Source organism: Archangium sp. Cb G35 (genome assembly GCF_001896145.1).
Taxonomy (GTDB): Bacteria; Myxococcota; Myxococcia; order Myxococcales; family Myxococcaceae; genus Archangium; species Archangium violaceum.
In genome coordinates this window covers 556,648-583,174 of record NZ_MPOI01000007.1, presented here as the reverse complement: position 1 = coordinate 583,174, position 26,527 = coordinate 556,648, and the positions used below count along the sequence as shown (strand labels likewise).

The 26,527-nt window shown below is 68.0% G+C and carries 21 protein-coding genes; 13 read left to right on the top strand and 8 right to left on the bottom strand.

Annotated features, from left to right (window positions below):
- Positions 1 to 83: 83 nt before the first annotated feature.
- The 3 genes from BO221_RS23905 to BO221_RS23895 are packed head-to-tail and all read left to right on the top strand — an operon-like array spanning position 84 to position 3,718.
- A complete protein-coding gene (locus tag BO221_RS23905; protein WP_073562774.1) occupies positions 84 to 2,672 on the top strand; it encodes a helix-turn-helix transcriptional regulator in 2,589 nt (862 codons plus the stop codon).
- Positions 2,673 to 2,721: 49 nt separating this feature from the next.
- Positions 2,722 to 3,546 carry a hypothetical protein gene (locus BO221_RS23900; RefSeq protein ID WP_073562773.1) on the top strand — a complete coding sequence of 275 codons (825 nt, stop codon included), beginning with the start codon at positions 2,722 to 2,724 and terminating at the stop codon, positions 3,544 to 3,546.
- On the top strand, positions 3,533 to 3,718 hold the full coding sequence (locus BO221_RS23895) for a hypothetical protein (protein ID WP_073562772.1): 186 nt from the start codon (positions 3,533 to 3,535) through the stop codon (positions 3,716 to 3,718). Before BO221_RS23900 ends, BO221_RS23895 begins: the two co-directional genes overlap by 14 nt.
- 147 nt (positions 3,719 to 3,865) lie before the next feature.
- Here the strand turns inward: BO221_RS23895 and BO221_RS23890 are convergent, their stop codons facing one another.
- Both BO221_RS23890 and BO221_RS23885 read right to left on the bottom strand, forming a co-directional pair.
- Entirely contained in the window at positions 3,866 to 4,189 is a 324-nt protein-coding gene (locus tag BO221_RS23890; protein WP_073562771.1) for a hypothetical protein, read from the bottom strand.
- 276 nt (positions 4,190 to 4,465) lie between these two features.
- Positions 4,466 to 5,908, bottom strand: a complete 1,443-nt coding sequence (locus tag BO221_RS23885) for an FAD-binding oxidoreductase (RefSeq protein WP_073562770.1) — start codon at positions 5,906 to 5,908, stop codon at positions 4,466 to 4,468.
- 258 nt (positions 5,909 to 6,166) lie between these two features.
- Here BO221_RS23885 and BO221_RS23880 point away from each other — a divergent pair, with 258 nt between their 5' ends.
- The 3 genes from BO221_RS23880 (at position 6,167) to BO221_RS23870 (ending at position 9,277) form a co-directional block, all read left to right on the top strand.
- On the top strand, positions 6,167 to 7,156 hold the full coding sequence (locus tag BO221_RS23880) for an NAD-dependent epimerase/dehydratase family protein (protein WP_073562769.1): 990 nt from the start codon (positions 6,167 to 6,169) through the stop codon (positions 7,154 to 7,156).
- Between the two features lie 102 nt (positions 7,157 to 7,258).
- On the top strand, positions 7,259 to 7,786 hold the full coding sequence (locus BO221_RS23875) for a hypothetical protein (protein ID WP_073562768.1): 528 nt from the start codon (positions 7,259 to 7,261) through the stop codon (positions 7,784 to 7,786).
- Positions 7,787 to 7,969: 183 nt separating this feature from the next.
- The gene (locus BO221_RS23870; RefSeq protein WP_073562767.1) at positions 7,970 to 9,277 is read left to right on the top strand and encodes a hypothetical protein; all 1,308 of its coding nucleotides are present in this window, start codon (positions 7,970 to 7,972) and stop codon (positions 9,275 to 9,277) included.
- 75 nt (positions 9,278 to 9,352) lie between these two features.
- Here BO221_RS23870 and BO221_RS23865 read toward each other — a convergent pair whose 3' ends face one another.
- Together BO221_RS23865 and BO221_RS23860 are read right to left on the bottom strand one after the other, a co-directional pair.
- Positions 9,353 to 10,495 carry an alpha/beta hydrolase gene (locus BO221_RS23865; protein ID WP_083681301.1) on the bottom strand — a complete coding sequence of 381 codons (1,143 nt, stop codon included), beginning with the start codon at positions 10,493 to 10,495 and terminating at the stop codon, positions 9,353 to 9,355.
- Positions 10,496 to 10,626: 131 nt separating this feature from the next.
- Entirely contained in the window at positions 10,627 to 11,859 is a 1,233-nt protein-coding gene (locus BO221_RS23860) for an MFS transporter (protein ID WP_073562766.1), read from the bottom strand.
- A gap of 217 nt (positions 11,860 to 12,076) precedes the next feature.
- On the opposite strand from BO221_RS23860, the gene BO221_RS23855 reads away from it, so the two are divergent.
- From BO221_RS23855 to BO221_RS23840, 3 genes are all read left to right on the top strand, one after another.
- Complete coding sequence (locus BO221_RS23855; protein WP_073562765.1) at positions 12,077 to 12,982, top strand: LysR family transcriptional regulator; 906 nt, start codon at positions 12,077 to 12,079, stop codon at positions 12,980 to 12,982.
- 258 nt (positions 12,983 to 13,240) lie between these two features.
- Positions 13,241 to 14,323 (top strand): MBL fold metallo-hydrolase, encoded by a 1,083-nt coding sequence (locus BO221_RS56335; protein WP_233166230.1) that lies wholly within the window; start codon positions 13,241 to 13,243, stop codon positions 14,321 to 14,323.
- A gap of 322 nt (positions 14,324 to 14,645) precedes the next feature.
- On the top strand, positions 14,646 to 16,187 hold the full coding sequence (locus BO221_RS23840; protein WP_073562764.1) for a hypothetical protein: 1,542 nt from the start codon (positions 14,646 to 14,648) through the stop codon (positions 16,185 to 16,187).
- A 64-nt stretch (positions 16,188 to 16,251) separates the two neighbouring features.
- On the opposite strand, the gene BO221_RS23835 is transcribed toward BO221_RS23840, so the two are convergent.
- On the bottom strand, positions 16,252 to 17,265 hold the full coding sequence (locus tag BO221_RS23835) for a mannan-binding lectin (protein WP_083681300.1): 1,014 nt from the start codon (positions 17,263 to 17,265) through the stop codon (positions 16,252 to 16,254).
- 243 nt (positions 17,266 to 17,508) lie between these two features.
- Here BO221_RS23835 and BO221_RS23830 point away from each other — a divergent pair, with 243 nt between their 5' ends.
- Both BO221_RS23830 and BO221_RS57085 read left to right on the top strand, forming a co-directional pair.
- A complete protein-coding gene (locus BO221_RS23830) occupies positions 17,509 to 18,906 on the top strand; it encodes a cytochrome P450 (RefSeq protein WP_073562762.1) in 1,398 nt (465 codons plus the stop codon).
- Positions 18,907 to 18,943: 37 nt separating this feature from the next.
- Positions 18,944 to 19,066, top strand: a complete 123-nt coding sequence (locus tag BO221_RS57085; protein WP_255408484.1) for a hypothetical protein — start codon at positions 18,944 to 18,946, stop codon at positions 19,064 to 19,066.
- 58 nt (positions 19,067 to 19,124) lie between these two features.
- On the opposite strand, the gene BO221_RS23825 is transcribed toward BO221_RS57085, so the two are convergent.
- The 3 genes from BO221_RS23825 to BO221_RS23815 form a co-directional block, all read right to left on the bottom strand.
- The gene (locus BO221_RS23825; RefSeq protein WP_143195636.1) at positions 19,125 to 19,394 is read right to left on the bottom strand and encodes a hypothetical protein; all 270 of its coding nucleotides are present in this window, start codon (positions 19,392 to 19,394) and stop codon (positions 19,125 to 19,127) included.
- A gap of 212 nt (positions 19,395 to 19,606) precedes the next feature.
- Complete coding sequence (hrpA, locus tag BO221_RS23820; RefSeq protein WP_073562760.1) at positions 19,607 to 23,317, bottom strand: ATP-dependent RNA helicase HrpA; 3,711 nt, start codon at positions 23,315 to 23,317, stop codon at positions 19,607 to 19,609.
- A 91-nt stretch (positions 23,318 to 23,408) separates the two neighbouring features.
- Positions 23,409 to 24,389, bottom strand: coding sequence for a kelch repeat-containing protein (locus BO221_RS23815; RefSeq protein WP_073562759.1), 981 nt, complete (start codon positions 24,387 to 24,389; stop codon positions 23,409 to 23,411).
- A gap of 217 nt (positions 24,390 to 24,606) precedes the next feature.
- Here BO221_RS23815 and BO221_RS23810 point away from each other — a divergent pair, with 217 nt between their 5' ends.
- Both BO221_RS23810 and BO221_RS23805 read left to right on the top strand, forming a co-directional pair.
- The gene (locus tag BO221_RS23810; RefSeq protein ID WP_073562758.1) at positions 24,607 to 25,695 is read left to right on the top strand and encodes a sensor histidine kinase; all 1,089 of its coding nucleotides are present in this window, start codon (positions 24,607 to 24,609) and stop codon (positions 25,693 to 25,695) included.
- A 9-nt stretch (positions 25,696 to 25,704) separates the two neighbouring features.
- The gene (locus BO221_RS23805) at positions 25,705 to 26,478 is read left to right on the top strand and encodes a LytTR family DNA-binding domain-containing protein (RefSeq protein WP_073562757.1); all 774 of its coding nucleotides are present in this window, start codon (positions 25,705 to 25,707) and stop codon (positions 26,476 to 26,478) included.
- The last annotated feature ends 49 nt before the right edge of the window (positions 26,479 to 26,527 follow it).

Below are 26,527 nucleotides of genomic sequence, written 5' to 3'. Positions count from 1 at the left end.
GGCACCACCGGGCGGGACCGGGCAGAACCGGGCAGAACTCCGCGCCCACGAGACAGGCCAGGCTGTCTGCTACCATTCCGGCGGTGCCACGCTTCCACCATGCCCTGCTGCTCCAGACCCGCCTCGACCTGAACCTGACCCAGGAGCAGGCCGCCGCGGCGGTGGGGGTGGATGTGCGCACGTACCGTCGCTACGAGTCAGGTGCCGTCAACGACGCGGACGGGGGCTTCTCGGTGCGCCACCCGACCCGCCGGAAGATGATTCAACGGCTGGCGGCGGAGTTTGGCCTCGCCGAGGCGGACCTGCTGGTGGACGACTCCCAGGCCCCCCCGCCTCCGGCCGAGCTACTCCCCGCGGCGCCGGAAGCCCGCGAGGCCGAGGAGACGGAGTGGCGGACCCACTTCGCCCACGCTCTCCAGCACGCGCGCCACTTCGTCGGGCGCGGCGAGGTGCTCTCCTTCCTGTCCGATTGGGCGGTGGCGCCCCGGCCGGCGGAGCGGGCGGTGGCACTGGTGGCGCTCGGCGGGGCGGGGAAGACGGCGGTGGCGGAGCGCGTCGTGTCCGGCCTCGGTGAGGGGCCACGCCCGGGGGGAACCTTCGTCTGGAGCTTCTACGAGGCCCCCCGTGTCGAGGGTTTTTTCGCGCGGGCCCTGCGCTACTTCACGCGAGGGGATGAGGCGGCCCCGGGCGAGCGTCTGGAGCGGCTCCAGGATGTGCTGGGTGGAGGGCCGCCGCACCTGCTCGTGCTGGACGGGCTGGAGGTGGTGCAGTCGGACGGCGGAGACGGGCGCGCGCGGGGGGAGTTCCTGGATCCCTCCCTGCGGAGGTTGCTCTCGTCGCTCACGCGGGGGCTCGGTGCCGCGCGGGTGCTGATGACGTCGCGCCTGCCGCTCGCCGACCTCGAGGCCTGGGAGGGGAGTGGCCTGCGGACGATTGCCCTCGCGCCGCTCTCCGAGGACGAAGGGGTGGAACTGCTGCGCCTCTGGGGGCTGAGCGGGGGAGGCGGCGCCCTGCGCGAGCTCTTCGTGAGTACGGGCGGGCACGCCCTCTCCGTGTCGATGATGGGCTCCTACGTGGGGAGCTTCCTCGGCGGGGACGTGAGACGCTTCGAGGAGGTGCCACTCGCCGAGGCCGCGCGCGACGATCTCCTGGCCCGCCGGCTCCAGGCGGTGCTCTCGGCCTACGCCCGGGCACTTCCGGAGCGCGAGCGCGACGTGCTCGCCCGCCTCTGCGTGCTCGGAGGCGGCGTGGACGAGGACGCCCTGGAGACCATCGCCCAGGCGGGAGGCGCGCTCGCGGGCAGCCTCGCGGGAATGGGCCGGGCGGAGCTGCGGCGGACGCTGGCGCGGCTGGAGCGGCTCGGTCTCGTCTTCGAGGCGCGAGAGGGGCAGGCGCTCTATTCCACGCACCCCTTCCTGCGCGACTACTTCAAGTCGCTCCTGGGTGTTGCCCCCGAGCTCATTCACGCGCTGGAGCGGGATCGGCTCGCCGCGCGCCTCGACACCCGCGTCCACGAGCCGCCCCGGGATGGCACGCGGCTGGATGCCTACGAGGCGTTGCTGCTCCACACGCTGCGCGCGGGCCTGCCGCTCGAGGCGTACAGCCTCTATGCCCGGAGCCTGGGTGGCTTCGAGCACCTGGGCCTGCGGCTCGGCGACATGAGCCGGGGCGCGCGCCTGATGTCGACCTTCGCGCTGGAGGGAGACCCCCGGCGGCTGCCCGAGTCACTGCCAGAGGCCATTCGCGGTGAACTCGCCTACGACTGGGGTCTCTACGCGGGAGCGCTGGGCGAGCTCGCCTTCGCGGTGCGCTGCTACGAGACCTACGTGGCGCTCGCCGAGCGGACGGGGGATGGGGTGGCGCTCATCACGGGGCTGCGGACGCTGGGCTATACCGAACGGCTGCGCGGGCGGCTCACGATCGCGCGGGAGTTGCTCGGCCGTTCCCTGGCCGAGGCGCTGAAGCGGGAGGACCGGGCCCACGCCGCGCGGGGAGCCGCCCTCCTGGGGCTGGTGCTGCACGACCTGGGTGAGGTGGCTGCTTCGGACGAGCACTTCGAGAGGGCCCACGCGCTCGGCGGACCGCCGGTGGCCCGCCGCGCGCTCTGGCAGGCGGAGCATGAGCTCGCCCTGGGCCGCCGCGAGTTCGCGCGCGAGGCAACGAGGCACAACCTGGAGCAGTGCCAGCGGTTGGGGTGGGGTGGCCATGTCGCGCACTGCCACGCCGTGCTGGGGCTGCTCGCAGTGGAGGACCACCAACTGGAGGAGGGGAGGGAGCACCTCGTCCACGCCCGCGCCTGGTCTCGCGCCTCGAACGAGGTGGAGATGCTGCTGCGCTGTCATGAGCTCGCCGCACGGGTAGTGCTGGCGGAAGGGAAGTGGGCCGAGGCGGAGCGGGAAGCGGGGGAGGGCCTGTCGCTGGCGGCGGCCTGTGGGTTCGGCCTGTTCCGGAGCCGGCTCGCGTGCCTGGTGGCGCGGAGTGTGATGGCTCGCGAGCCTCGGGGCGGGGTGGACGCGGCGCTCGCGGCCCTGGACGCTACCTGCGGCGAGGATGCATGGGGCCGAGCGGAGGCGCTGGAGCTCGCGGCGAAGGCGCTGGAGGCCACGGGGCAACAGGAGCGGGCACGTGAGCTGCGGCGGGAGCTGCGTCCCCCGGTGCGTGCGGCCACGTGACATACCGAAACGAACGGGAGCCTGAAAAGCTCACGCCGCGGAATGATGCATGCAATTCGCTCTGGTAACGTCCGAGGCCCTCATGGACCTGGAACTCTACCGTTCATTCACTCAGCGATTGCGAGCCCGGCTGGAGACCGATACGCGCGTCCTGGGATTGGTCGCAGTGGGCTCGATGGCGGAGCTCGGGCGTACGCCCGACACGTGGTCGGATCATGACTTCTTCGTGATCACGGTTCCGGGTGCGCAGGAGTCGTTCCGCCAGGACCTGGGCTGGTTGCCCGACAGCGAGCACATCGTGCTGAAGGTGCGGGAGACGGCGCATGGGCTCAAGGTGCTCTATGACGATGGCCACCTGCTGGAGTTCGCCATCTTCGACGAAGCCGAGCTGCACCTGGCGAAGGTGAACGACTACCGCGTGCTGTTCGACCGCACGCGCCTCGAGGCCGGCCTGTCGCACCTGCGTACGAAGTCCGCGGCCGAGGCCTCCTCCGTCGACGTGGAGCGCTCCTTCGCGCTCTTCCTGTCGGCGTTGCTGGTCGGCGCGGGACGCACCGCGCGCGGTGAGGTGCTCAGCGGGTCATCCTTCATCAAGCAGCATGCGCTGGGTCATCTGCTGCGGATCCTGACCCACCGGGCGCCCACGGAGAGCCAGACCCGGCTCGACAACCTCGATCCGTTCCGCCGCTTCGAACGGGAGTTCCCGGACCAAGGGCGGACGCTCCATCACCTGTTGTTGCTGGAGCCCGGCCACTGTGCCCGGCAACTCCTCTCCTTCGCGGAGGAGCAACTCGCGCACCGGATGGAGCGTTATCCAGCCCGGGCTGTGCAAGTCATCCGGAACCAACTGGAGTCGTGGGGTGGCACCGTCTGAAGTCTTCGAGCTGGTGGCGGAGCCGCTCGAGGCGCCCTGGCCGTCGGACAATCTCAGTGCGGACGACGTGCCAGTGCTGAGCCTCTCTGAGTTCGAACAGTTCGCGGCGCTTGGAGAGGGACTCGGCTGCCGCTCACTGCTGGCCAGCACGGCGGGGACGGAGGACCCGTGAGTTTTCTTTCACGCCGGCAATGAAGACCTGACCCGCCCCATGGCTCGAGGCTTCCGGCATGGCGGCCAAGAGCGGGCCAGAAGTGCTTCGCGGGCGGAGGCTTTTCAGGTGCGCAGCCGGACCCGCTCCTCCCGCTCGGCCGTGGACTCAGCTCTCCGCGGAAGCGGACGGCTGGGCCTGCTCGGTGCACACGTCCCGGGAGGCGTCCTGCTGCTCCTGGGCGTCCTGGCTGAGGGATGCCTGGCTGAGGGATGCCTGGGTAGCGCCGGTCCCGCAGACCTCCCTGCAGAGCGCGCCATCCTCTCCACAGGTGGTCCTGAAGGTGGCGCCAGCGTAACAGTCCATGTTGCAGTAGCTTTCACACGTGCACACATCCACGCACTGCGGTGGATATGCCAGGGCCGCCGACGAGACACCGAGGGAGACAACGAGGCTGAGGCGGGTACCGAACTGCTTCATCCAATTCCGCATGCACGCTCCTGGGTGGGTTCGAGGGTACTCGTTCACGGGAGCAGTTTTTCGCTCCCCCCTCGAAGGTCATGAGACGGCGAGCTGGAGAGTAATGCAAGGAAACGAGCAACGCCGTGCGGCCACCGGTGTCACCCAGGCAGAAGGTGTACACCCTGGATGTGAAGGACCTCACGCGCCTGGCGGTGGGAGACCCGGAGACCGCCGGCAGGCCCGCGGCGAGGTGCGCGGAGGCCGTCATGGCCAGAACGCTCTCCAGAGCATAGGAGGTAGTGCGGCTCACCGGGCGTTTTCGAGTTGCCGCGCGTTTCTCTTTGGAAGGAGCACGCTGCCTCCGGATGAGACGTCCCCCGTTTTCGTTAGAGGAGAGATCGCCCCGTATTTTTCGTAGAAAAAGCTGGAGAAGGTTTCATCAGGGTCATGCGCACGCTTGAGCGCGAAGAAAGCCTTCGCTTTCGGATAAGCCCGTTGGAATTGCTCCGGAGTGGCCAGGGTATCGAAGGCCAGGTAGTAACTGCCTCCCAGGGCCAGGGCTGCATCGAGCAACTCATGGGTTGCGAGCGCAAGCTTCTCCACCCACCTGGCATCGTCCTTGCGGGCCAGGTAGCAGGGAATCATGCAGATGCTGTCTCGAGGTGCGAGGGCCAGGAGCGCTTCGCTGTTCCCGGGAACGAAACGAAAGTGATTGGTGAGCAGCGGGAGCTCGGGGTATCGGGCGAAGATCTGGCCAGCGGCACGCGTGAACTCGTGGAATCGCTCGACCGGGACGACGTACTTCTGGAGCAGCATGGAATCAAAAGCCCCTGGGATGTCATCCCACAACAACAGCCTGCGGCTCCGCAGCGTTCGCTCGGAGTGACTGGCGGCGTGCACCATCACCTGAAAAGCCCTGTCGCGAGCGAACTTCGAGCGCTGCTGCAACCAGACGAAAGCGTTGAAGAGCAAGGGTGGCGGCTCGTTGCGCTTCAGACGACGCAGGTCGCCGTCACCGTTCTCGTGGGCATGGGTGTAGGTGACGTAGAAGCCTTGGCTGCAGGTCGCATCCAGGAAGCCGTAGCACAGCGCAGGCCGCTCTCCCGGTGACTTCAACCGCTGGATGTAGCTGGCACATAGAGGCTCCGATCGCATCAGGATCACCTCGCTCTTTTCCACGACACGGTCCAGTGCCAGCGCCAAGGTCACGTCCACCACGACCCCCGCCAACCCATAGCCGCCGGCCACGGCGGGGAACAAGTCCGCGTTCTCCTCGCGGCTGACGTTGATGATGCGGCCATCGGCCCTGAGCAACCGCAGGGACTGGATGCTCTCGATCAGGGGGCCGAACTCGATCGTCTTTCCATGCACATTGGCCGCGATGGAGCCACCGAGGGTAAAGCTGTCGAACTCCTGCTTGGTGGTGACGGACAGACCGTGGACCTCGAGCAGCGGCGTCAGGTCCGCCCACGAGGCCCCGGCCTGCACGCGGATCGTGCGCGACCCCGCATCGAACTCGAGCACGCGCTTGAGGTGGCGCATGTCGATCATGACCGCGTCTCGGTAGAAGGACTGGCCGCCCGCACTGTGTCCAATGCCACGGATGGAGACCTTCGCCCCACTCGCGACAGCGTCCACCACATAGCGGCGCAACTGCTCCTCATCCGCCGGGTGGACAACAGCCCGGACAGGTGCCGACTGCATCCGTCCCCAGTCGGTGACGGGTTGCTGGCTCGTGTACTCGCTCATTCCCTGACCTCGGTCGTGACTGGGTGCGGCCTGCTCTGTATTGGAGCCAGTCACGGTCCGATGTGACGCTGCCAGGGGGGCCGCCTCGAGTTTGCTCCCCTGGACGGCGAGCGAGCACCCGTCTCCCGCCGTCCATCACCCTTCCCGGCAGATACAAAAGTCCCGCGGGCACTCATACCGGGAGACATCGTGAAAAAGGAGGGTCAGTGCGGTTGAGCCGCTGAGGGCGGAACTGGCCCCGAAAAGGACGGAGCACCCATGAAAGCACTGGTAACTGGCGCGACGGGCCTGATCGGTAACGCGATCCTTCATCGGTTACTGAAGCAGGGACACCAGGTCCGGGCGCTCGTCCGCGACCCGGCGCGGGCCGCACGAGTCGTGCCTCCGGAGGTGGAGCTGGTGCGCGGCGATGTGACGGAGCCGGACTCTCTTCCCCTGGCCATGCGGGATGTGGAGTGGCTGTTCCACGCCGCGGGACTGCCCGAGCAGTGGCAGAAGGATGAATCCATCTTCGACCGGGTGAACCACCTGGGAACGGTGAACGTGCTCCGGGCCGCGCTCGCCGCGAGAGTGAAGCGGGTGGTGTACACCTCGACGATGGACGTTTTCGCCGCCCCAAGCGGCGGCACGCTGGTGGAGACCCGCCTCGATACCGAGCCGAAGGCCACCGCCTATGAGCGCTCCAAGCAGGACGCGGAGCGGGATGCGGAACGTCTCCGCCAGGAGGGGCTCGAGATTGTCTACGTCAACCCTTCAGCGGTCTACGGGCCGGGCCCTGCCCAAGGGGGCGTCAACGCGTTCTTCATCCGGCTCCTCAACCGGCAGATGCCAGCCCTGCCGCCCCGAGGCATGTCGGTGGCGTACGTGGACGGGGTGGCGGACGCGCACCTGGCGGCGGCCGAGCACGGCGTACCAGGCGAGCGTTATCTGGTTTCGGATACCTACGTGAGCAATGCCGATCTGGTGCGGGAGATCTTCCGCGTGGCGGGAGAGCAGCGGCGTGTGCCCCCGACACTGCCCGCGGGGCTGATGAGCGTGGTGGCGACGGTATCCGCGCCCCTTGCGAGAACCTTCGGCTTCAAACCGCTTCTCGCGCCAGGGGAGCTCTCGTTCCTCCTGTGGGACGTCCGTGTGGACACACGCAAGTCACAACGCGACCTTCACTTCACCCCGATGCCACTTGCCGAAGGCGTTTCCCGGACGGTCAGCGCTCTGCGCGAGCAAGGGCTCGTCGGCACCGGGAGCTAGGGGGAAGATTCAATGCCAATTCACGGCGCCCGCCGCCGTGCTCCAGTGTTCCGATCGCGAAATGTCCCTGTCCCATTCCTCTCCTCTCTCAGGATGCTTGTCATGCGTTGGCTCCCTCAATCTTCTGCGCTTCTGTTCGCCCTTTTCCTCGTCGCCGCGGGTTCGGCTCACGCACAGGAAGGCAACCCCTCGCTCCAGGGGACGTACATCATTGACGTCTCCGCAAGCGACAACGTCAACAAGGCGATCGACCACACCGTGGTGCGGATGAACATGTTGAAGCGCCCCATTGCGCGCAGCCGTCTGGCGAATACCAATCAGCCATACCGGCGGGTGGTGATTGCACACACCAGCTCGGAAGTGACCATCACCACGGATAGCCGCGCGCCGATCGTCACGTCCCCCGACGGAACGCCGATCCAGTGGACGCGAGAGGATGGCGAGGAGTTCGATGTGAGCACCCGGTGGAAGGACGGCAAGCTCGAGCAGACCTTCAAGTCCAAGGACGGCCAGCGGGTGAACACGTACACGCTCAGCCCGGATGGCAAGCAGCTCACCATGGAGGCGTGGGTGACCAGCTCGCGTCTCCCACGACCCCTGGCCTACAAGCTCGTGTTCAACAAGGAGTAACGGCGCATAAGAGAAAGAGGGGCAGCGCAGGGGAGCAGGGGGCTTGGGCCTGTTGGCTGTGGAGGCGCGGGCCTCAACACCACGCGGGCTCGCACGGCGCTCTTCGAGTACATTGAGGTCTTTGTCCACGTAATCGGGTCAAGCCCGATAGTGGCGACTACAACCCTCGAGCACTGCCTCCCCATGCGTCTCCCATTCCTGCCAGCCCTCGTCCTTGCATCCGTGATGCTCGCCTGTACCACCCGGGGTTCGACACCCGCGCTTTCGAAGCACCTCTCGCCGCTGGACTCCGCCGCCGAGCAGTACGTGAAGCTCGTCCTCGCGCTGGACCAGCATGGCCAGGGCGACGTGGATGCCTATTACGGACCGGAGGAGTGGGCACGGGAGGCCCGCGCCGCGCGGCTGCCCCTGGCGGAGATAGGGCAGCGGGCCGCCGTGGTGGCGAAAGCGGTGGAGGCCGTGCCCGTGCCTGGCGATGAACTCGTGGCGATGCGCCGCCGCTTCCTGCTCACCCAGCTCTTCGCACTGTCCACGCGCGTGCGGATGCTGTCGGGGGAGCAGCTGACGTTCGACGAAGAGACTCAGGCCCTCTACGACGCACGTGCGCCGCACCACCCCGAGTCGGAGTTCGAGGACGTGCTCGCGCAGCTCGACCGGCTGGTGCCCGGGCCCGGTCCCCTGGGCGAGCGGGTGGAGCGCTTCCGCCAACGCTTCGTCATTCCCGCGGACAAGCGCGATGCCGTCTACCGCACCGCCATCGACGAGGCCCGCCGGCGCACGCTCCAGCATGTGGCACTGCCGGCCCATGAGCGCTTCACGCTGGAGTACGTCACGGACAAACCCTGGGGGGCCTACAACTGGTTCAAGGGCAACGCGACCAGTGTCATCCAGATCAACACCGAGCTGCCGGAGGTCATCCGGCGCGCCGTCCTGATTGCCGCGCACGAGGGCTACCCCGGCCACCACGTCTACAACTCGCTGCTGGAGCAGCACCTGGTGCGCGAGCGTGGGTGGGTTGAGTTCACGGTGTACCCGCTCTTCTCCCCCATGTCCCTCATCGCCGAGGGCAGCGCTGACCATAGCGTCGAGCTGGTCTTCCCCGACGCCGAGGCCTACGTGCGTGACACGCTCTTCCCGCTCGCGGGGTTCGACCCGAAGCAGGCCGGCGCGTACATGCGGCTGGAAGCGCTGCTCGAGAAGCTCTCCTATGCGAACAATGAGGCCGCGCGCGCCTACCTCGATGGGAGGGTTGGCAGGGAGGCGGCGCGCGACTGGCTGACGCGTTACGCGATGCTGTCCCCGGAGCGCGCCGAGCTCGTCATGAAGAGCATCGAGGCCAGCCGCTCGTATGCCATCAACTACAACGTCGGACGCGACCTGGTGAAGCAGTACGTGGAACGCCGCGCCGGACCGGGCGCCACCCTGGAACGGCGCTGGGAGGTATTCCTCGACCTGCTCGCCTCGCCCCGCCTGCCCTCGGACCTGCGCTGACCCGCCCTCCCGCCCGGATTGCGGCAGCTGACCAAAGCCTGCAAATCTCGCAGCGCGCCCGCGCAGACCTGTGCTTCACTTCAGGTTCTTGGCAAAGAACTCCGTGAGCTTGTTGAAGGGGATCTTGTCCATCTTGTCATACAAATCCACGTGGTCCGCGCCAGGCACAATCACCAATTCCTTGGGCTCGGAAGCCATCTCGTGAACATCTTCGGAGTAGTAACGCGAGTGGGCATTCTCTCCTGCCACCAACAGGATTGGGCGCGGCGAAATCATTTCAATGTTTGCGTACATCGGAAAGCTGAAGAACGACATTGGCGTTGTAGCAGTCCATGCGGTGGTGGAGTTGATGCCTCTCGGATGGAAACCGCGTGGGGTTTTGTAATAATTGAAGAAAGCAGCCAGGACCGGGTTTGGATTCTCGGGCAATGATTCTGGAAGGATGCGCTGTCCTTTGACGATGTTGCCCTTTTCGTCAAACGGGACTTCGTGAAAGCCCGGCGAATAATTGCCATTTTCCGCATCCGCCCAGCGCTGCTGGCTGATGTAGTCGATCACCTGGCGGCGCTGTTCTTTCGTGTAGCTGTCTTTATGGCTGCGGCTGATGCTCCGGGACATGTCGTACATGGAAACCGTGGCTACGGCTCTAATGCGCGAATCGCTGGTAGCGGCAGTCAGAGCCATGCCGCTGAAACCACAAATTCCTAGAGCGCCGATGCGCTTACGGTCAACGGAAGCCTGCAAACCGAGATAATCCACTGCCGCACTGAAGTCCTCGGTATTGATGTCCGGCGATGCGACATTGCGCGGTTCGCCGCTACTTTCCCCGGTATAGGACGGATCGAAAGCCAGCGTGACGAATCCGCGCTCGGCCATGGCTTGTGCGTACAGGCCGGATGATTGTTCCTTCACCGCGCCGAACGGACCGCTGACCGCGAGCGCTGGCAGGCGCTGACCGGTGCGGTTCTTCGGCAGATACAGATCGCCCGCCAGGGTGATGCCGTAGCGGTTCTTGAACGTCACTTTCTGATGATCGACCTTCTCGCTTCTGGGGAAGGTCTTGTCCCACTCCCTCGTGAGCTTCACGGTGTTCTCCTTGGTTCTTGTCGCATGCTTCGATGGCGCGGCCTCGGCCGCGACCGGTTGAGAGCCGGACAGGATCGCTGTGGCGGTGATCGCGATCCGCAAAAATCCGCTGCGCTGCTTGTGGTTGTTCATGTCGTTCTCTCCAGGCCGGCGCAGTTGCGCGCCGACACCTCAAGCGTAAGGACCCGGCTCCGCCGGGGGCTACGCGTCGAATGTGAACGGGTCGTTCATCGCTCGTTAACAGTGGGCCTTCACTTCTTCCTCTAGGCGGCGCCCTTCAGCGGCGCCAGGCGGACCTCGGCATCGCCAACGCAGGCATCCCTCGACGACCGGATGGCCAGGAGGGCCGCTCCCCCGAGCAGTGCGGCGCTCACCACGAACGTGCTCTGGTAGCCGCTACGGTCGAACAGCACTCCTCCGAGCGAGGCGCCAACGGTAATGGCGAGCTGAATGGCTGCGACCATGAGGCCGCCGCCAGCCTCCGCGTCGCGCGGCAGCGTGCGGCTGAGCCACGTCCACCACGCGACCGGCGCCGCCGTGCCGATGAGCCCCCACCCTCCAAGGAGGACGGCCGTTGCCGCGAGGGACCGGCCGAAGACGGCGAGCGCAACCGCGATGACGGCCATCGCCACTGGCGCGGCGATGAGCACCGCGGACAGCCGCCTGGCCACGAGGAACCCGATGAGATACGTGCCCAGGAGCCCCGCGGTTCCCATCCCCAACAGGATCAGCGAGAGGGTGGACACCCCAACCCGCGTGACCGTCTCCAGGAAGGGACGCAGGTACGTGAAGAGGGCGAACTGGCCCATGAAGAAGAGCGTGACCGACAGAATGCCCCACAGCGCCTTGGGGCGTCGAAGGACGGCGAACGCGCTCGGAGGCGGAGCGGCGCGCTGCGTGGGCATCGGGGGCAAGGTGAAGAACTGCCACACGAGGGTGATGGCCGCGAGAGGAACGACCGCGAAGAACGCACCCCGCCACCCGATGTACTGGCCCAGGAAGCTGCCGAGCGGCGCCGCGATAGTGGTGGCCAGCGCGTTTCCACCGTTCAGCAGGGCGAGCGCACGAGGCACTTCTCGCTCGGGGACCAGCCGCATGACGGTGGCCGCTGACAACGACCAGAAGCCGCCGATGACGATGCCGATGAGTGCACGGCCCAGCATGAGCACGGTGAAGCTCGGCGCCAGGGCGGTCACCAGGCCCGAAGCCAGCATCACGCCGGTGAGGCCAAGGAGCAGCTTCCGGCGGTCGATGGACCTGGCCGCGGACGCGATGACGAGGCTCGTCAGCAGGGCGAAGAGGCCGGACACGGAAATCGCCTGGCCAGCGCGGCCTTCGCTCAGGTGGAGGTCCGACGCGATGGGCGTCAGGAGGCTCACCGGCATGAACTCGGACGCGATGAGCGTCGAGACGCACAGGGTGAGCGCGAATACGGCGCCCCATGACGCGGAGCGAGGGGCTGGCGCCACGGGCGCGTCGGCGAGTGGGATGGACATGATTCTCTCTCTCAAAGTGCCCTGCGTGTCGTGCTCGCTGGAGCAGCAGGGCCCGTTGAAAGGATTAAGCGGCGCGCCCTCCGGGGACCAGATGGCGGGGAGCGAACGGGCCGTTAAGCAGGGGTTGATGGTGGCCCAGCTGTTTGCCGAAAGTGGCCATACTCGTTCGCGGAGCCGTCACGGCACTCCACAGCGGCACTTCGGAGGAACCCCTGCAATGAAGCATGTCCTCTTCCAGCAGCTCCACGTGTTCCTTGCCGTCGCGCGTCTTCAGAGCTTCCGTGGCGCGGCGCGCGAGCTCGGCGTCTCCACGGCCGCCGTGAGCCAGTCTGTGCGGCAGCTGGAGAAGCAGCTGAGCGTGGTCCTGCTCAACCGCACCTCGCGCAGCGTAGCCCTGACGGACGCGGGGCGGCGGCTGGTGGAGGAGGCCGGTCCGGGCCTTGCCCAGGCCGCTGCCGCCCTCCACGGGGCCTCGGCCCAGCCCGGGGAGGCCGTCGGACGGCTGAAGCTGTCCGTGCCACGAGCGGCGGTGTCCCTCCTCATCATGCCCGTGCTGCCAGCATTTCGGGCGCGATACCCCCGCGTGGAGGTAGACGTCGTCGTCGAACAGCGCCTCATCGACATCGTCGCGGAGGGCTACGACGCCGGCGTGCGCCTGAGCGAGACCATCGAGCGCGACATGGTGCAGGTGCGCCTGACCGACGCCTTCCGCTTCGTGGTGGTGGGTGCACCGGCCTACTTTGAGAAGCACGCCCCCCCAAAGCGCCCCGAGGACCTGCTCCGGCACGAATGCATCGTCCTGCGCTCACAAACGACTGGCACTCCCTATGCCTGGGAGCTGGAGCGCGGAAGCAAGATCTGGCGCGTCCCGGTGCAGGGCGGTGTCTCCACCAACGACGAGATGACTGGCGTGGCGCTCGCCGCCGAGGGGGTGGGGCTGGCGTACGCCCTGGAGCCAGCCATCCAGGAGCATCTGCATTCCGGACGCCTCGTGCGGGTGCTGGAAGACTACGCGCCCACCGTGCCAGGCTTCTTCCTCTACTACCCCAGCCGCGCACAGCGCTCGAAGCCCCTGCGCCTCTTCATCGAGGCAGCCAAGGAGCTGGCCGGAAGGCCGAGCTGACGCGCTCGCAATTCCGCCACACGCCCGGGATGGAGCGCTACCTGTTCACCAGGGATGCCGAGCTGGCGCGAAGTGCTCCAGGGCCTCCTTGAGGGCGGGAAAGTTCAACCGGTCTCCTTTTTTCCTGGGCTCGTGCGGGCAACCGGAACAATGTTGTTCATGTCTTCGGACCCGCGCTCCACGTGGACGACCTCTCCGACCGCTCGCGAGAGCAGCGCATCGCCTCCGCCCAGGCGCCGAGGCTCCAGGCAATCCCCGATGAAATGGCTCCTTGCGTGCGTCGCGCCGGTCCTGCTCGCAGTATGGATTTTGTTCTTGAGCGCTCACGGGCCGGCCTCATGGCTGATAGTTCCTGGTGCTCTGATTGGCAGTGCCTGCGTCGCTGGCTTTTCTTTTCTGCGCTCGTTCTCTCGTCCCCTGCGAGCGCTCTGTCTCTCGCTCTATCTGCTGCCGCTGGGGCTCTTGTCTACCTATCGTGCGTCGCCGTTCTCCGTATCGAAGACCTTCGAGATCGGCGCGCTCCCGCCGGCTTCCGCGCCTTCCGAGATGTCGATTGCCCAGCTTCCGACCGGCGTCACCTACCGCAGCGCGTCCTTTGGGTATCGCGGTGGCTCTCTCTTCGAGCCGCGAGAGTTCTCCATGACCGCGACCCTGATCAAGCACCCCAAGGGTGATCTCTTGATCGACACCGGGTTCGGCCGGGATATCGCACAGCACCTCGCGACGCTGCCTCTCTTCTTTCGGCTCCTGACACGGTACTCGCTGAACAAGACCGCGCGCGAGCAACTCCAATCGAGCGGGTATGACCTGACCCGGCTGCGAGCGATCCTTTTGACCCACTCCCACTGGGACCACATCAGCGGCGCCGCGGATTTTCCCGAAGTGCCTGTCTGGATACCTCCCGCGGAACGAAGCTTCGTACAAGGTGAAGACTTCACCACGGCCCCGGCAAGAAGCATCAAGCCGCTGCATCTCGAAGAGTATCGATTCGATGCACGCCCCTATCTTGGCTTCGCGGAGAGCCATGATGTCTACGGAGATGGCACGGTGGTGATCGTCCCGGCGCCCGGCCATACGCCGGGCTCCGTGATTGTCTTCGTGACGCTTCCGGACAACAAGCGCTACGCCTTTATCGGAGACCTCGCCTGGCAATTGGAGGGCGTCACCGAGCAGGAGGAGCGCCCGCTCACGCAGCGCCTCGCAGATGCAGGGCCTCGGCTCGTTCGTGAGAACCTCGCGCATATGGCCGCGATATCAGCGCGATACCCGGAGATGACCATCGTCGTCGCGCATGATCCGCGGAGCTTCGCATCGATTCCGACGTTGGTGCCAAAGCCATAAGATGGGCTCCATTTCGGCTCGTAGAGCACCTTGCCTTCCCCCGGTATCTCTCGCACCAGTTTGGCGAGCATGGGCGACACCGGAGGCATGACGGGCAGTTTCATGAAGGAAACCCGGCCCGGGTGGCGATCAACCCGGAGCACGGGGGTCCCCACCGCCAATGCCTGCTCGCTCGGCGACCGGTTCTGACCCGGGAGTGCGTTATTTCCGCCAGATGGGAAATGGGACGAAACTCGGGGCCGGATGGGGCCGATAATCCCCAGTCCGAGCCAACCGGGTCCCTCCGAACATCTGGAGCCGCTGGCGCCTCTGGAGACCGCACATGCGCGTGCCACGCGAACCCCGCAACCCACTGTCCCCCATTCGAGTCAACGACCGGACTCCCCCGGGAGAGACCGCCCAGGTCCGGGGGCGGCGGGACACCCCCGAGGGGTTCCAGCGCAACCCTCAGGAGGGGACGTCCCAGCAGCCGCGCGTGCGTCAGCCGGCGCTCGAGGCCCACCAGGGCCGGGACGGCTTCGATTCCCCGACGGCCCGGTTCCAGCGGGCCACCCCGGTGGCGGGCTCGGCTGCCGAGGCCGGGACGCTTCCCATCCCCGCGGTGGAGACCCAGCAGGCTGCCCCGGTGGAGGGCACGGCTGCCGAGGCCGTGACGCTTCCCGCCCCCGTGACCCTGAACCTGACGGGCTCGGTGGGGAACGGGGGCATCAACAACCCCGCCGATGTCCGTCAGGTGCAGGACCGGCTGCGGGAGCTGGGCTACCTGAGCGACGCGAATCACTCGGCCGAGCAGGTGGATGCCGCGGGGACCGAGCCCATCACCACGCAGGCCATGCCCCAGACGATGGAGGCCCTGCTGCGCTTCCAGAAGGAGGTGGTGGGCGCGAGTGACGGCAACATCTCTCCCTCGGGCCCGACGGCCTTCTCCCTGGCGGATCCGACGTACGGCACCCAGAGCACCATCAACCCCCGGGCCGCGGACCCCACGGCCGGCCTTCCCGTGACGACGCTCCCGCACCCCGTCGCGCAGATCGCCCAGGCCATCGAGGCCGCGGAGACCGGTAACGGGCCGCTCGGCGAGAAGCCCGCGCTCCTGCGCAATGGTTCGGGCACTCCCGCCTCGTTCGGCAAGGGACAGCTCATCGGCGGGACGGCGCTGGGCGTGCTCGCCGGCAATCCCGAAGCGGCGCGGCACTATGGCCTGGATGACGAGGCGCTGAGGAGCCTGCAAGACATCGCCACGGCGACCCGCGAGGCCTACACGGACATCTATGAGAGGGTTCCGGCGGGAGGGGACACCGAGGCGGGGCTCCAGAGCCGCATCGCCGAGTACACCGGCTCCGAGGAGGGCACGCGCTTCCGTGAGGAGACGGGGCTCGGTGACGAGGACATCGAGAACATGTTCCGGACCGCGCAGCTGCGCCGGCAGATGGCGGGTGTCAGCAGCCGCGAGGCGCTCCTGGCCAATCCCGACGCGGCCGCCAACGTCGAGGCGCTCGGCCTGGGGAACAGGGATCTCAATGCCTATCTGGATCGACCCGCCATCCACGGGGAGCACCGCGAGGGCTTCATCACCCGCGCGCTGCTCTCGAGCGAGCATGGCCAGGCCCTGCGCGACGCCATGACGGACAACGGGGGCATCCCCATGTCGCGCCTGCTCATCCAGGAGAATTACGAGATGGTCACGAGCCGGGGCGAGCGGGAGCTGGGGCGGCCCCTGACCGGACTGGAAGCCGCGCAGGCGACGATGATCGCGCACAATGGCCCGAGCGCCCTGGACAACTTCTTCGCGAGTCTGCGCCAGGGAAGGCCCGCCGAGGTGACGCCCTACGTCACCCACGCCATGGAGTTCTGGCGTCCCTGACGGGGTTCCAGGCGCGCCGGCTCTGGCACCTCCTGAGAGGCCTGAACAACGGCGTATCAGAACGCTACTCGGCGCAGTTCTTCGCTTCCCACTTCGCGAGCAGCTTCTCCTCGGGGATGAAGGCCTTCCCGTTCCAGCGCACGGTGACTCGCCACCGCTCGCCCGGATCGGTGTCGCAGGCGCCCGAGGAGCCTTGACAGGTGCGCTCCAGCACGACCGTGTCCTTGCTCGCCGACTTCACCTCCGTCCTGCACCCCACGGCTCGGGAACCGGCCAGGGAGTACTCGTCCTTCTTCGAATACACGCCGAGCAATGCTCCCGCGCCGTCGCGAGCCACCACGCTCAACCACCGCACGGGAACGGACGTGAACGACAGGTCCGAGGCCTCCGGCTCCTCGGGCCAGGCGAGCTCCACCACCGACAGCGTGAGTCCCTTGCCCTTCACCGTCCGCTGCAGGTTCACGGCCTTGCTCTTCTGCTCGACCCAGGTGGGGCACGCGGCCTGGACTCCCTTCACCGGCTTCTCGTAGGTGAAGGGATGGAGGGCCTTGATATAGGCGCGCTCGTCCCGTCCCTCGTCACGGGGGCAGACGCCGAGCAGCACGATCTCGAAGCCCGGGTTGAGGCCCGGCACAGTGTCACTGGAGACGATCTTCGGGAAGCCCGGTGCGAAGCGGACGAGGTCTCCGAGCAGCCGCTTCTCCGCATCCCACTGCGCGAGGGACTCGTACGCCGCGGTGGTGTCCTTCCCACCGCCCCAGACGATGGCGACGAGCTCGCCCGAGGACTCGGGTACCGGCGGGATTCCCGCATCGGTGGGAGCCACGGCCTGTTCCTTGCGCGCCTCTCCGGTGGGCGCCGCGCCAGCGCACTGGCAGACGGACATCTCGCCTTGGACCGTGGTCCACCATTCACCCGTCCAACCGCCCAGGGAATCGCACACCTGTGGGCATTGCTCCGCCGCGTGCTCCCGGTTCCAGAGGGGACCTGCCTCGATATTCTGGGGGCCAGCGAGCGCCACCGTGGTCCCCAGCCATGCCATGACGCCCAGAAGCCTGACTCCGTCGATTCGCCGCATCCATCACCCGTTTCGTGCCACGCGTTGAGACGTCGAGTAGTGCAGCCCGTGGGCCAGCCCCGGAGGGCTGTGTAACCCTCCGGAACTCCTCGGGGCGTAGGCCGGGTGTGTCCCCGCAGCCACATGCCAGAGGCCGTGTAGAGGGGGAGGGCAGGTGCAGAGGGGCCGAGGAGGGCCGCTGACGGGTGATCATGAAGGAGCTGCTGAAGTACCTTGAATGACAGCGAACCGGAGCCCCAACCCATGCAGCCTCCTCGCATCCCCCTGCCGCACTTCCTCCAGCTCCACCAATGGGTCGCCCATCCGCTGCGGTTCATGGAGGAGTCGGTCCAACGCTACGGCGACAGCTTCGTGATGCAGTTCCCCAACACCCCGCCGTTCCTCTTCACCCGCGACGTGGAGATGGTGCGCCAGCTCTTCACGGGCAAGCCGGAGGACCTCTACGTGGGGCCGGTGAACCGGGTGCTGGAATCCGTGGTGGGGAAGAACTCGCTGCTGTTGCTCGATGACCAGGAGCACATCCGCGAGCGGCGGATGATGACGCCGCCCTTCCACGGCGAGCGGATGCTGTCCTACGGGCTGTCCATGCGCGAGTCCACGAGCCGCTCCATCGACGGGTGGACGCAGGGCAAGGCCTTTACCCTCCACGAGGTGTTCCAGGACATCACCCTGGACATCATCCTCAAGACGGTCTTCGGCCTCGCCGAGGGCGAGACGTTCGAGCACTTCCACGGGCTGTTCGCGCGGATGCTCAACATGGGCTCGCACAATGCCGTGCTGTACCTGAGCGCCCTGCTCCCGGCGGAGCGGATGCTCCAGCTGCTCGCGGTGGGGAGGGATCCGATTCAGCTCGGGCCCTGGAAGGCCAACGTGAGCCGCGCCCTGCCGTGGACCCAGCTCAGCCGCCTCATGCAGGAGGTGGACGCGTACCTCTACGCGGAGATTACCCGGCGGCGCGCCGAGGGTGTCGAGAAGCGCGAGGACGTCCTGTCCCTGCTGATGCAGGCCCGTGACGAGCAGGGCCAGCCCATGTCCGACCGGGAGCTGCGCGACGAGGCCATCACCCTGCTCGCCGCCGGACACGAGACCACCGCGACCACGCTCTCGTGGGCCTTCCACTTCGTCCTCCAGCACCCCGAGGTGGAGGAGAAGCTCCGGGCGGAGCTGCGGCAGGTGGCGGGAACGGGGCCGCTCGCCCCCGAGCAGGTGAACCGCCTGGAGTACCTGGACGCGACGTTGAAGGAGACGTTGCGGCTGGTGCCCGTCGCTCCCGCGGTGGGCCGGGTGCTGCAGCGGCCCATGAAGGTGAGCGGGTGGGATCTGCCTGCCGGCATGGCGGTGATGGCGTGCGCCTACCTCACCCATCGCCGCCCGGACCTGTGGCCCGAGCCCGAGCGCTTCAACCCGGAGCGCTTCGTGGGCAAGCGCACCAGCCCCTACGAGTATTTTCCCTTCGGCGGCGGGTCCCGGCGCTGCCTCGGCATGGCCTTCGCCACGTATGAGATGCGGATTGTCTTCGCCGAGGTCCTCCGCCGGGTGAAGCTCCGGCCCGCCACGCCCTACACGTTCCAGGTGGCGCGGCGAGGCGTCACCCTGGCCCCCCGCGGGGGCGTGCCCGTCATCGTCGAGTCACGGAACTGACTCCAGCCTCCACACCGTACTGCTGCCGGACGGTTCATTGCCTCCGGGCGGGTACAGCTACAGCTCGGGCCGCCTCCTCACGCCGGCCACGTTCGAGGGCGGTGTTCTCGCCGTGGGCACGGGCCGCATCGGCCTCTTCTGGTTCACCGACGAGGACTGAGCAACCGAGCCCCGGAAACACCACGGGGCCACCCCTCGCTCTCGCGAGGCCATCTCCTTCACGCGCCCGGTGCCGTGGAATCCAGTGTCTCGGTCCTGTCCCTCTTCGCGGCGGACTCCTTTCCCTCAAGCGTCAGGGACAGACCCGCGAAGGTGACGGTGATCAGGTGCACACGTTGCAACTCGTCTATCAGGTCGAGGAGCTCGGGCCGGGGAATCCGCAGCTCCGTCCCCAGCGCATTGACCGCGTCGTGGCTCAACGGGGCTCCACCACGGGAGGCATCAATCGAGTACAGGGCCCGTAAGAAGGCTCGAGGCGTATCTGCCATGACTTTCCCTCCCTGAGGCGATCCTCCTTCAGGATGGGTCGCTGTATGGACCACGGCAGTAGAGAATGGAGTGGGCCTCTGGCCCTTCTCTCGGAGGCCTCGTGGGCGGGGTTCGAGGGCCTGTTCGTCAGGCTGGCCCAGGTGACGGGTAGAGCTCCGGGTGCAGGAAGGGCATCAGTGTCGTTGGCATGCAGCGGAGCGCCGTCGAGCTTCTAGCGCAGCGCCGCGAGGGCCGCGCCGACCTTCGCCACCGTCACCGACACGGGCGTCGTCACCTCCGGAGCGAAGATGGCCACGCGGAGCTCCTCGAAGGCCCACCGCAGCTCTCGCGCCAACTCCTGGTCACGCACGGTGGCGCGCCTGGCGAGGAAGGTCTCCCACAGGGGGGTGAAGGGCTCGGCCTTCCCTGCGTCCTTGCCGGGGTTCGCCACCGCACGCGACAGCCGTGCCTGGGCCGCGCGGAGGTAGCGCGGGTAGTCCAGAAGGCGCACGAAGGGAATCCACTCGATGAGGTTCGCGGGGAACAGGTGCCCGAGCTGCGAGCGGATGTCCCGCACGGCCGCCGCGCCGCTCGGCCCCTTTGAGGCTGCCTTGAGTGCACCGAGCGTCGTGGCGAGCTCCCTGGAGGTGGCAGCGACGGCGTCCGCCCAGTCCCGGGCCGTAGGCTCGATGAGCGGTGAGCCCTCACGGACCAGCGCCTCGAAGTCCGCCTTCGTGCGGGGCAGCGGCGCACCCGGTGCGAGATTGAACGCATCGTCGACGCTGCGTGCGAGGACGAGCGCCCGGAAGGCGTCGGCCTGGCCCCGCGCGGGCGGCGCGCCGTCCAGGGAAGGGAAGGGCGGCGGCATGCGCGCGGCGCTGACGGCCACGTGTCCGCGCGCGGCGAGCATCAGGAGCCGGCGGACCCCCGTGCGCGTGGCCGCTTCGGCGGCGGAGGATGTCTCGAGCAGCACCAGGTCCACGGCAGCGCCCCGGTCGACGAGCGCGGGGTAGCTGCGGACCTCGAGCTTGCCGACCCGCCGGGTGACCACGGGGGGCAGCTCGCCGAAGGTCCAGGCCGTCAGACCCTTGCGCTCCCAGTCCGAAACAGGTGCCGCGCTGCGCAGCGCCGCCCGTGCATGTCCCCCGTGCTGCTCGAGCAGCGCGTCGGCGTCGCGGCTCCGCGCGAGCTCCTTTCCCCGCTCGTCGAGCACCCGGAGCGTGATGCGCAGGTACGGCGCCACGGCGTCCGCCCGGAAGGACTCCTCGGGCACGTCAACGCCGCACAGCCGGGACACCGCACGCGCGAGCGCTGGAATCATCGGCCCGCGGAAGGGCACGAGTTCCTTCTCGAGACGGTCAACCAGGTCCGGCACCGGCCCCAGTTGCTTGCGCTGGGCGCGGGGGAGCTGCTCGAGCAGGGCGGTGAGTTTCTCCCGCTGCCACCCGGGGATGGTCCAGTCGAGCTCACCCGGGACCAACTGGGCGAGCAGCAGCAGCGGCACACTCAGGGTGATGCCGTCGTCCTCGGCCGCGGGGTCGAAGGTGTACGTCACCGGCACGGACGCGCCGTGCAGGGTGATGGTGTCCGGGTAGTGCGCCGGGGACAGGCCCGGGTCGTGCGAGAGGGCATCCTCCATCGAGAGGACGAGCACGCCGGGGTCGGCCGCCTCGGCCTTGCGGCGCCAGACCTCGAAGCTCGCTCCGTCCGTCACGTCCGCCGGGAGGCGCTGGTCGAAGAACGTCAGCAGCGCCTCGCTGTCGAGCAGCTCGCTGCGCCGGGCCTTGTCCCGCAGGCGCGCCACGCGCTCGAGCACCTGGCGGTTCTTCTCCTGGAACGCCCCCCGGGTGCGGTACTCGCCGCGCACCAGGGCATGCTCGATGAACATCAGCCGTGCCTGGGCGGGGTCCATGCTGGCCAGGGCCACGGGGCGCTCCTTGAAGACTTGAAGCCCGAAGAGGGTCGCGTTCTCCTTCACCACGGCGCGCGCGGACTTCTCCGACCAGTGCGGTTCGGAGTAGCTGCGCTTGAGCAGGTGGGGGGCCGCCGCCGCGAGCCACTCCGGGTCGAGCTTCGCCACGGTGCGCGCGAACAGCTGGGACGTCTCCACGAGCTCGAACGCCATCACCCAGGCAGGGGGCTTTTTCGCGAGCGCCGACGAGGGGTGGACCATGAAGCGCGTCTGCTTCGCGCCCGTATAGTAGCGCTGCTCCGGATTCCACTGGCCGATGCGGGACAGGAGCCCGGTGAGGAGCGCCTGGTGCAGGACGTCCCCGCGCGCCGGGGCGCCCCGGCCCTTGCGCGGCAGGCGCAGCTCGCGGACGGTCTCCTCGAGCTGGCGCTGGACGTCCCGCCACTCGCGCACCCGCAGGAAGGACAGGAAGTTGTCCCGGCACACGCGCCGCAGATGGGACGTCCCCCGGCCCTCGGCCTCGCGCACGAACGCCCACAGCTTGAGGAGCCCCGTGAAGTCCGAGTGCTCGTCACGGAAGCGCCGGTGCGACTCGTCCGCCTCCTGCGCGCGCTCCCGGGGCCGCTCGCGCGGGTCCTGCAGGTTGAGCGCCGCGGCGACGATGAGCACCTCGTCCAGGCACCCGTACTCGGCGCCGGCGAGAATCATCCGCGCGATGCGCGGGTCCACCGGGAAGCGCGCGAGCTGGTGCCCGAGCGGCGTCAAGGTGCGCTCCTTGCCCTCGATGGCCCCGAGCTCCTCGAGCACCCGCCAGCCCTCGGCGATGGCCTTCGGCTGGGGCGGGTCGAGGAAGGGGAAGTCCTCGACGTCGCCGAGGCCGAGGGACTTCATCCGCAGGATGACCCCCGCGAGCCCGGTGCGCTTGATTTCCGGGTCGGTGAAGGCGGGCCGCGAGGTGAAGCTCGCCTCGTCGTAGAGGCGCACGCAGATCCCCTCGCGCACGCGTCCGCAGCGCCCTTTGCGCTGGTCGGCGCTGGCCTGGGAGACCGGCTCGATGTGCAGGCGCGTGGTGCCCGAGCGTGGTTCGTAGCGCGACAGGCGCGCCACCCCCGTGTCCACGACGTACACGATCCCCGGGATGGTGACCGACGTCTCCGCGACGTTGGTGGCGAGGATGACCCGGCGCTGGGGGATGGTGGCGAAGACGCGCGACTGCTCGGCGGCCGACAGGCGCGCATACAGGGGCTGCACCACCGTGCCGCGGAGCTCGCGCGCGTTCAGGGCATTCTCGGCCTCGCGGATTTCCCGCTCCCCGGGGAGGAACACGAGGACGTCCCCGTCCGGGTCGAGCGAGATCACGTCCGCCACCGCATCGGCGACGGAGTCGGCGAGCTCGGCGTCCTCGGGGGGCGGCTCGTAGAGCACGTCCACCGGAAAGGTACGGCCCTCCACCTGGATGACCGGAGCCCCCCCGAAGAACTGCGAGAAGCGCTCGGTCTCGATGGTGGCCGAGCTCACCACCACCTTGAGGTCGGGGCGCCTGGGGAGGATGCGCTTGAGCCACCCCAGCAGGAAGTCGATGGTGAGGCTGCGCTCGTGGGCCTCGTCGAGCACGATCGTGTCGTAGCGTTTCAGGAGCGGGTCGCTGTGAATCTGCGCGAGCAGGACCCCGTCGGTCATGAACTTCACGGCCGTCTGCCGGGACGAGCGGTCCTCGAAGCGAATCTGGTAGCCGACGTCCGTGCCCAGCTCCGTGCCGAGCTCGCGTGCCACGCGTGCCGCCACGCTCGTCGCGGCGATACGCCGGGGCTGGGTGACGCCAATCTGGCGCGGGCGGCCGCGCCCCATGGCGAGCAGGACTTTCGGCAGCTGCGTCGTCTTCCCCGAGCCGGTGGCCCCCGCGACGATGACCACCTGATGGGCGGTGATGGCCGCGGTGATGTCCTCCACCCGGCTCGAGATGGGGAGCTCGGGGGGGAAGCGCAGGGTGGGCAAGCCGCCGGGGGTGGGGACGGGTGAGTCGCCGGACATGGCAGCATGACCTATCACTGAAGCGCACGCTCCGCCCCTGACGAAGTGTGTGGGCGCCTGCGCGCCCGGCGTTCCTGGCGGAGGTAGCGCTCTAATCCGGCTTGAAAGCTTCGTTGGCGTTCGTACCAGCAGTGCCAAGCATTCGACCGCCTCCGACCACGTGAATCCACCCGTTCACCGTGACCGCGGCCACGCCGTGCCGCGGCGTGAGCATCTTCTTCATTCCTCGCCAGGCCTGGGTGGTTGGGTCGTACTCCTCAACCTGGGCATAGACCGCCGGGAACTCGCCGCCGATCGCATAGAGCTTGCCGTCCAGCGCCGCAGTGCCGAGCCCCCCGCGCCCGGTGGGCATTTCAGGCAGCTTCGTCCAGGTCTTGGTCACGGTGTCATACGCCTCCAAGGCAGCGAAGTTTTCGTAAGGAAAGGGTGTGACACGACCGCCGACGACATAGATCGTCGTGCCGATGCTCGCGGCCGCCAGGTGCTCTCGGCCCGTAGGCATCTCCGGCAATGTCTCCCAGGTATCCGTTGATACATCGTAGGCTTCGTGAGCCTTTCCCGAGAGACCGCCCACGCAGTGGATTTTGGTTCCGACCACGGCGACAGCGAATGCGGCGCGAGGCGAGACCATCGACGCTTTGGCGGACCAGGTGGATGAGCCTGGATCGAACTCGAACACCGTCTCCGCCGCGACGGAGCGGGGGCCATAGCCGCCGAGCACATACAGCTTGCCGTTCACCGCGGCGACGCCCGCGTGATCCCGTGGAGCCGGCATCGAAGGCCCCGGCGTCCAGCTGTCCGTAGCGGGATCATAAATCTCGAGGAGAGACAGCGGGGTCTCGTTGTCCAATTTACCGCCGACCGCGTAAATCTTCCCATCGATGACTCCCGCGCCCAGCTCCGAGCGACGAGGACCCTGCATGGGCGCGTGGGCGATCCACTCGCCGGGAGAAACCGGCGGCGGAGCGGGCTCTTCTCTCGGGGCATTGGGCTCTCCCGAGCCGCAAGCGATGAGAACCAGCAGAACCGCCGGGAAGAGATGGGTTCGGAGGCGGAAAGGCGCGGGATTCATGGGAGCTCTCCTCTATATGCTACCGGTGGCCGGGGGATTTCCGCTGCTCCCGGCCTTCAATTGAGAGCACCGTGAAGGCTTCTCGGGAAGTGCAGAACCTCGCGGGAACGAAGGGCTCGCGAGCGGGAACGAGCCGCATGGCACGGGGAACGAGCGTGGCCGTCCCGGGACCGCGGCACCGCTTCCGTGGTACCCAGGCTTCATGCCACAGGAGGGGATGCACTTTGGGCGGAAGGCCCTCTCGGGCGTGGGCTGGTGGGCGCTCGTGGCGCTCGTCTTCATCACCGAGAACTGGACGTCGCGCACGCTCGCGGGCCAGTCCGTTGACGTGGTGCGCCTCCTCAAGGCCGAGTTCCTCACCATCATGCCCTGGGTCCTCCTCTCGCCCTTCATCGCCGAGCTCACCCGGCGCTACCCCATCTCCGGCGAGCGGCGTGGGCGCCACCTGCTCCTCCACGGGTTCGCCGCCCTCGTCACGGCCCTGGTGCACACCGTGCTGGGCTCGCTCCTCGCGTTATGGGTGATGGCCCCGGACCCGCGTCCGTGGACCGAGCTCTATGTCCGCATGCTGAGGCGGGCCATGAGCGGGCACCTGCTGATGTACGCCTCGCTGCAGGCCGTGCTGCATGCGATGGCCTCGCAGCGCGCCCTGCGCGAGCGCGAGGTGCAGGCCTCGAAGCTGGAGGCCCAGCTCGCCCAGGCCCAGCTCGCCGTGCTGCGCACCCAGCTTCAGCCGCACTTCCTCTTCAACACGCTGCACGCGGTGTCCGCCCTCATGGCCCGCGACGTGACGGCCGCGCGCCGGGTGCTCGCGAGGCTCAGCGAGCTGTTGCGCCAGTCGCTGGATACGGACGCCGAGCCCGAGGCGCCCCTGCGCGAGGAGCTGGAGTTCCTCGAGCGCTACCTGGAGATTCAACACACCCGCTTCGAGGACCGGCTGCGCGTCCACTTCCAGATCGAGCCCGAGGCCCTGGACATCGCCGTCCCCCGGGCGCTGTTGCAGCCCCTCGTCGAGAACGCGCTGCGCCACGGGCTGGCGCCTCGCGCGGAGGGAGGCACGGTGGAGATACGCGCCCACAAGCGCGAGGGCCGGCTGCACCTCGTCGTCGCGGATGACGGCGTGGGGCTGCCCGAGGGCCTCACCGCCCCCGTGCGCGAGGGCGTAGGCCTGCGCCACACCCGCGCCCGCATGCGCGCCCTGTATGGTGAGGCGCATGTGTTCGACTTCCGCCGGCGCGAGGGCGGCGGCGTCGAGGTGCACCTGGCGGTGCCCTGGTGTCCGGCCTCCACCTCGCGAACGGCCTGAGGAGGAGCCATGGAGCCCATTCGAGCTCTCATCGTGGACGACGAGCCGCTGGCGCGTGAGCTGCTGGGCGCGCTCGTCTCCGCCACGCCAGGCTTCACCGTGGTGGGCGAGTGCCGCAACGGCCGTGAGGCGGTGGAGGTGCTGCGCACCCATCCCCCGGACGTGGTGTTCCTGGATGTGCAGATGCCGGAGCTGGATGGCTTCGGGGTGGTGGAGGCGGTGGGGGTAGAGCAGATGCCGGTGACGGTGTTCGTCACCGCGTACAACGAGCACGCCCTGAGGGCCTTCGACGCGCAAGCGCTGGATTACCTGCTCAAGCCCTTCGACGACGAGCGGCTGGAGCGCACGCTGAAGCGGGTGGAGGCCCAGGTCCGCCTGTCTCGGGGCGGAGGAGAGGTGGCGCCCCGGTTGGTGGCCCTGCTGGAGTCGCTGCAGCGGCGCGAGCTGTACACGGAGCGGCTGGTGCTGCGCGAGGAGGGCCGCGCCTCCTTCCTGCGGGTGGGGGATATCGACTGGGTGGAGGCGGCGGGCAAGCACGTGCGGGTACACGCGGGAGGCCGGGTGCACACGGTTCGCGAGTCCATCTCCACGCTGGAGGAGCAGCTGGACCCGAAGCGCTTCGTGCGCGTGCACCGCTCGGCCATCGTGAACCTGGACCGGGTGCGCGAGGTGCAGGCGTGGTTCCACGGCGACTTTGTCCTGCTGCTGAATGACGGCACCCAGGTCACGACGGGCCGAGGCTATCGGGAGCGCCTCCAGGAGCTGCTCGGCAAGCGGCTCTGAGCGCTCTCCGCTCGCAACGCTGCCGACGGTGTACATCAGTCGCCTTTGT